Origin of the sequence: Streptomyces sp. (genome assembly GCF_031178505.1) — a bacterium.
GTDB lineage: Bacteria > Actinomycetota > Actinomycetes > Streptomycetales > Streptomycetaceae > Streptomyces > Streptomyces gulbargensis.
This window is the reverse complement of sequence record NZ_JAPSIW010000471.1, coordinates 1-5,633: the sequence shown is the minus strand read 5'-3', so window position 1 is coordinate 5,633 and position 5,633 is coordinate 1. Positions and strand designations below refer to the sequence as shown.

Annotated in this window: 4 protein-coding genes and 1 pseudogene; 1 reads left to right on the top strand and 4 read right to left on the bottom strand. The window is 68.8% G+C overall.

From position 1 onward, the window contains the following. Positions 1 to 248 precede the first annotated feature (248 nt). From RIF68_RS25495 to RIF68_RS25485, 3 genes are all read right to left on the bottom strand, one after another. Complete coding sequence (locus tag RIF68_RS25495) at positions 249 to 752, bottom strand: transposase (protein ID WP_309053645.1); 504 nt, start codon at positions 750 to 752, stop codon at positions 249 to 251. After that, positions 749 to 1,003 (bottom strand): hypothetical protein, encoded by a 255-nt coding sequence (locus RIF68_RS25490; RefSeq protein ID WP_309053644.1) that lies wholly within the window; start codon positions 1,001 to 1,003, stop codon positions 749 to 751. Before RIF68_RS25490 ends, RIF68_RS25495 begins: the two co-directional genes overlap by 4 nt. Positions 1,004 to 2,298: 1,295 nt before the next feature. After that, on the bottom strand, positions 2,299 to 2,904 hold the full coding sequence (locus tag RIF68_RS25485) for a TetR/AcrR family transcriptional regulator (RefSeq protein WP_309053643.1): 606 nt from the start codon (positions 2,902 to 2,904) through the stop codon (positions 2,299 to 2,301). 158 nt (positions 2,905 to 3,062) lie between these two features. On the opposite strand from RIF68_RS25485, the gene RIF68_RS25480 reads away from it, so the two are divergent. Continuing rightward, positions 3,063 to 4,199, top strand: a complete 1,137-nt coding sequence (locus RIF68_RS25480) for an MFS transporter (RefSeq protein ID WP_309053642.1) — start codon at positions 3,063 to 3,065, stop codon at positions 4,197 to 4,199. A gap of 959 nt (positions 4,200 to 5,158) precedes the next feature. On the opposite strand, the pseudogene RIF68_RS25475 reads toward RIF68_RS25480, so the two are convergent. Further along, positions 5,159 to 5,498, bottom strand: a pseudogene (locus RIF68_RS25475) (tyrosine-type recombinase/integrase); the annotation flags it as partial. Between the last annotated feature and the right edge of the window lie 135 nt (positions 5,499 to 5,633).

The window sequence follows — 5,633 nt, the reverse complement described above, 5'->3', positions numbered from 1 at the left end:
CGATGCGTGTGATCAGTCGGGCCGAGTCCCGTTGCGCTCCGGGAGGAAGGTGCCGCATCGCCCACTCGAGGTCTCACGAGCATCTCCCACCCCGGGCGATTCGAACTCGGACGCGTCCAGGTAGCGTCCCGGCCGGTCAAAAGCTCGCTCGAAGCACGAGAGCGCATGGGTAACCGCGTTAAGCCACATCTTCTGGTCTTCGACCCGGCGGATCGCTGCACGAGTCCGTGCGGAGACACCGCGGACTCTCAGGACCGAACACTGCCATCGTGGCCACCACCGCTCTGCGCGGACGGCCTTGGGACGCCTACGCGGCATCGCCCTTTCGGATCAACATGAGGCCACCCTGCCACGGCTGGGCGGCTGCTCGCGCAGTGTTGCTGGAGCGGGATCATCTTGCGGAGGAGTTCAAATCCGGCTCGGCCGTAGAGCTGGCGCTTGATCTTCCTGATGCGGTTGACGGCGCCCTCGATGCTCCCGGAGCTCCAGTCGAGAGTGAGCCCAGCTATCACGGCGTCAAGGTCCTGCAGAAGGTGGAGCGCGATGCCGGTGAGATCGGGGAGCTGGCTGTCATCGACTGCGTCGATCCAGGTGGGAAGTGGGGAACCGAGGCGGTCTGTGAGTGTCTCGCCGAAGCTGCGGACGTGTCCGGCGGTTGTGTCCAGATCAGGGCAGAGTGCGAGGACATCCTTCAGGCCGGCCCGGTCTTTCTCGCTCAGCGCGTTGGGATGTCGGGTGAGCCACCCGGTCACCTTTCGCACCGTCGGCGGCCTCGGCGGCGCGCCGGCCGGCCCCCGCGGAGGGTGGCGGTGTGGGCGCGGACCATCTGGTAGGTGACGGGAGCGTTGTTGGCAACGAGTTCGCTGTGGAGGTGGGTGACGTTGGTGCATCCCTCGGCGAGTCGTCGCTCCAGGGAGGGCTTGTAGAGGTCCAGTCTGCTGGGACCGGGCCGGTTTCCACGGATGGTGTCCTGCCAGTTCGCGGCGTTCGCGTACCGCAGCACGGTGTTGAGGCCCCCGCCCAGGTGCCGGGCAATCGTCCGGCGTGAGTGACCTTGGTCAAGGTGCTCGTGGACAAGGGCATGTGCTTCCTTCTTGCGCTCCGCCCGTCGACCGACAGGTGCCGAGTCGCCCAGCGGCCGGGCGGCAGCCGCTCGCGTGGCCTCCGGCAACACCCTGCTGGGTGAAGGATCGCGCAGGCAGTCGCGATGGCTGGCGACGCATGTTTCCACGGCTCGGCCGAGGCCCTGCCACAGGTGGAACCGGTCGGCGATCTGCGGAGAACTCCGGATCGGGCGATGCCATGACCCTGCGTAACAAGGTCATCCGTCCCGCGCCGAAGCCCAGCTGGACCGCCAGCCGAGCTCCGGCCCGCCCGGCCAGCGCGAGTCCCACTTGCTCCAGGGCGTGGTTGAGACGCGTGGTGAACCGTGCGTGCGGGGCACCCGGCCGCGAGAACGGCTCGGCGAAGGTCCGACGCGGGCACTCGGCCGACCCGCAGATGAAGCGCCGGACCGTCAGCCGGATCACCAAGCCCTGCGCGGCGAGCGGAAGGTCCTTCAGCCTGCGCTGGTATCGGTCGTGGACCCGACCCGAGAAGCGGCCAGTCCGGACAGGCAGAGTCGGCCGCGCGGCCTCTCGCCACCACCTCGACCGTGCCGAAGGCGGCTGTGACCGCCTCGACATCCCCATCGTCGATTCCGTCGAATACCAGCGAGTCCCAGAACGGTGCATCGTCCGCATGACCAGCACCATCACGGCCACAACCGGCTGCAGCAGCGGGTGGCGGGGACCTGAGGCGTGCGCGGTCTCACGCGAACCCGACTCCTCGCAATCGAACAACGAGGTAACGCTCCGCGACGACTCCCCAAGATCTGTGCGAGAACCGAGTTTCGACAGCACCTGGGCCCGCTGGGGCGTTCTCCGTTGGCCACGGACACCGAGCCGGCAAGGGCCCGCGGTCGGGCGGGGGCGCGCCGTGCTGGGTTACGAGTTCACCTGCCACCAGCGGTCCGCCTCGGTGCGAGCCACTTCGGTGCCGTACTGACTCGCGTCGAAGTGGAGCTCCGGCGGGGGTACGGCGCGAGGGTGCGCTGGACGGCCGACTGGCCCACACATTCGATCACGACGAGACAATGTACGTGCCGATCTCCAGGGTGATTCGGGCGTTCACGTGCGGAGCCAGATGACGAGAGCTGCTGCGGTGATGGTGCCGAGGCCACGGCGGGGCCGCAGGCGACGCCGTAGCAGACCGTTGAGTCGGCGGTGGCCCGGATCGAGCTCCACTGAGTTCGGGCGGTCAGGCAGATTCCGGGGGCGTGGGTCCCAGGCTCCGGATCGCGAAGTCGATCGCGGTGGTCAGACGCTTGAGGTCATGCCCGGCTCGTTCGCGTACCCGTAGGCCGAGGACCGTGGTGAACAACAGCTCGGCGGCGGCGTCGGCGTCGAGGTCCTCGGGCAGCTCACCACGATCGCGCCCCTCGGCCAGGGCCGAGCGCAAGGCCTGGCGTGTGACCTCGAATGCGGCCTCGGTCCGCTGCTGGACCTTCTCGTCGGTGGTGCCCAGTTCGGTTGCGGTGTTGACCACGAAGCAGCCGCGACCTGGCGTGCCGTCGGCGGGGCAGGCGACCAGCCACAGCATCCATTCCCGCAGCACCTCCAGGACCGGGCGGTCCGTCGCGTCCAGGCGCTGGCGCGCCTGAACGGACTCGGTGGCCCGGTAGTGGTCGAGCGCGCGAAGGAACAGCGTGTGCTTGTCGGTGAATGTCCGATACAGGCTGCTGGGTGTGAGCTTCAGCTCGTCACCCAGGTCGCGCACCGAGGTGGCGTGGTAACCGCGTCGCCAGAACAGGTCGGTCGCCGAGGTGACCGCGTTCTTCTCGTCGAACTGTCGGGGGCGTGCCATGGGTTCACCTTACCCAACTTGTGGAGCGTTCGCTCCCATACTAGTGTCACCGTTTGGGAGCGACCGTTCCCGAATTGTTGTAGGAGGATGCGTTGACGACCGCAGAGCAGACCCCCGCCCGGACGAGGGAACCGGGGAGCCCGGGTAGAAGTCGCTGGATGGCGGTGGCCGTGGTGACGCTGGGCACCTTCCTGCTGGTGACCGCCGAGCAACTGCCGATCGGTCTGCTGACCTCCGTGGGGTCCGCGCTGTCGGTCTCCGAGGGGACGGCAGGACTGATGGTGACGGTGCCCAGCATCGTCGCCGGATTCGCCGCACCGCTGGTCCCGATGATCGTCGGGTCGCTGGACCGCCGCATCCTGCTGCTCGGACTGATGGCCCTGATGACCGCCGCGAACCTGGGCTCCGCCCTGGCGCCGAACTTCGCGGTGCTGGTGGGCTCCCGGGTGCTGGTCGGCATCGCGGTCGGCGGCTTCTGGGCGGTCGCCGCCGGCCTCGCGGTCCGGCTCGTCGCGCCAGCGGACGTGCCGCGCGCCACCGCGGTCATTTTCGGCGGCGTCGGAGCCGCGAACGTGTTCGGTGTCCCGCTCGGCACCCTGGTCGGTGACCTGACCGGCTGGCGCATGGCCTTCTCCTCGCTCAGCGCCCTGGCGCTCGTGACCCTGATCGCCCTGCTGGCGGTACTGCCGAGACTGGTCGCCTCCCAGCCCATCCGGCCCAAGCTGCTGATGCACCAGCTCCGCAACCCAGGCGTGCGCGTCGGCATCATCGCGACGGCGCTCCTCGTGTTCGGACACTTCGCCGCTTACACGTTCGTGAGCCCGGCGCTGCAGAAGCTGTCAGGGATCGACGAGCGCTATGTCGGTCCGCTGCTGTTCGGGTTCGGCGCGGCCGGCATGATCGGCAACTTCGTCGCCGGTTCGGCGCTCTCCCGCCGCGTGCACCGCAGCGTGCTGACCATCGCCGTAGCCATGACGGCCACGATGCCCCTCTTCCTGCTGCTGGGTCAGACCGGGATCGGCGGCGCGATCCTGCTGATCATCTGGGGTCTGGCCTTCGGCGGTGTGTCCGTGGGCCTCCAGACGTGGATGATCAAGGCCGCTCCGCAGGCCGTGGAAGCCGCCTCCTCGCTTTGGGTGGCGGTGTTCAACCTCTCCATCGGCTGTGGCGCGCTGGCCGGCGGCATCATCGTCGACACGCTCACGCTCCAAGGCGTGTTCTGGCTCGGCGGCGCCTGTGCCTTGCTCGCCGCCATGGCGATCGGGACCGCGCGCACCAACGACGCCACGCACTGACCGCATTCTGCGCAGGTCTGCAGAAGATTCGTCACGCGCCAGCCACCTCTCGCTTCCGAGCAGGTACCGATAGGCCGGGATGGTCCAGGCAGAGGTCTTCCGGGTGTCGCCGGTGACCGTCACAGGAGCCCACCCCTGCCGGTCAGTTCGGGAGCGAGGACGTTTGGCGTACTGGTGCCGGGCGGTGAAGTGGCGCTGGACCTCGTGGGTGAAGGGGGGACGGTCGCTCGGCGGGCCGGCGGGACCTACTACAAGGTCCGGGGTGACCTGGGCGCCGCGCCGGGACTCGTCCCGGAACCGGAACTCCTCCTCCTGTACGGTGCTCGCGCTCTCCGGGGGCGTTCCCTCAGCTTCGCCTGCGCTCGCCTGCTCGGATGTGCTTTCCAAGGTCAGGCTGTCCCCCTGTCTCGTGGGCGGGTCCGGTTCACGAGGCTCAACGAGCCAGCCCGGATATCGAACGTGTGTATTTCGGTCGAGCAGGAAACCTGGGGATGGCGCGGGCGCCGGAGCGTGACGGATGCATCGACCCGCCTCTCACAACAGCAGTGCAAAGAGAGGCGGTGGCCGAAACGCCGATGGAGCAGCTGCGGGCCGCGCACCGGGCGTGCTGGGCCTCATTCCGCCTGCGCGACTGGGGCCACCGCCCGCACGCCGTTTTGCTCGCCTCACCCGGGTCCTGGGTTGGGTGCACCTCACCGAAGGTGCGTGCGTCTTGGGGACCACACAGTGTCCGTGACGTCGAGCGGCGCAGGCATGGATGCACGCCATGCGACCGGATCTTGTCTGCTTTGCCCGGGCAGTACCCCCGGCCCCCACATCTGGGGGTCAAGGGGTCGCAGGTTCAAATCCTGTCGTCCCGACTCGAAAGAGTCGCAGGTCAGGGGCCCTTTCAGAGCAATCTGAGACGGCCCCTTGATCGTTTCTGGGGACCGCTGGGGGACCCACCCGCCTTGACCGGGTCAGCGAGCGACGACGATCCGGCTGGGCAGCGACCGCGGTGCGCGGAGCACGCTGAGGTGGGCGGTGAGGGCGGCGCCGGCGGCGTTGATCTGGCGCACGTCGGGGTGCAGGTACCGCCGCGTGGTGGTGAGCGATCCGTGCCCGGCGATCTTGCCCAGAACGTGCACGGGGACACCGGCGTCGGCGAACCAGGTGAGTCCCGTGTGACGGAGGTCGTGGGCGGCGCAGGTGCTCGTACCCGAGCTCGGCGACGACCTCGTCCCAGTGGGTGGCGTCGCGCGGAACGGCGGTGGAGATACGACCGCCGCGTGGCCCCGTGAACTGGTGGGCATCGGGGCCGGCGGCCAGGTGGTTGCCGTCGGACGCCGCACCGTTGATCTCACCCGTGATCGAGCGTATCTCTCGTTCCTTCCGTCCTGTGCTGCGCACGGCGGCCGGACGGGGCCCCGCGCCGTTCCTGCCGGGCATGCGATG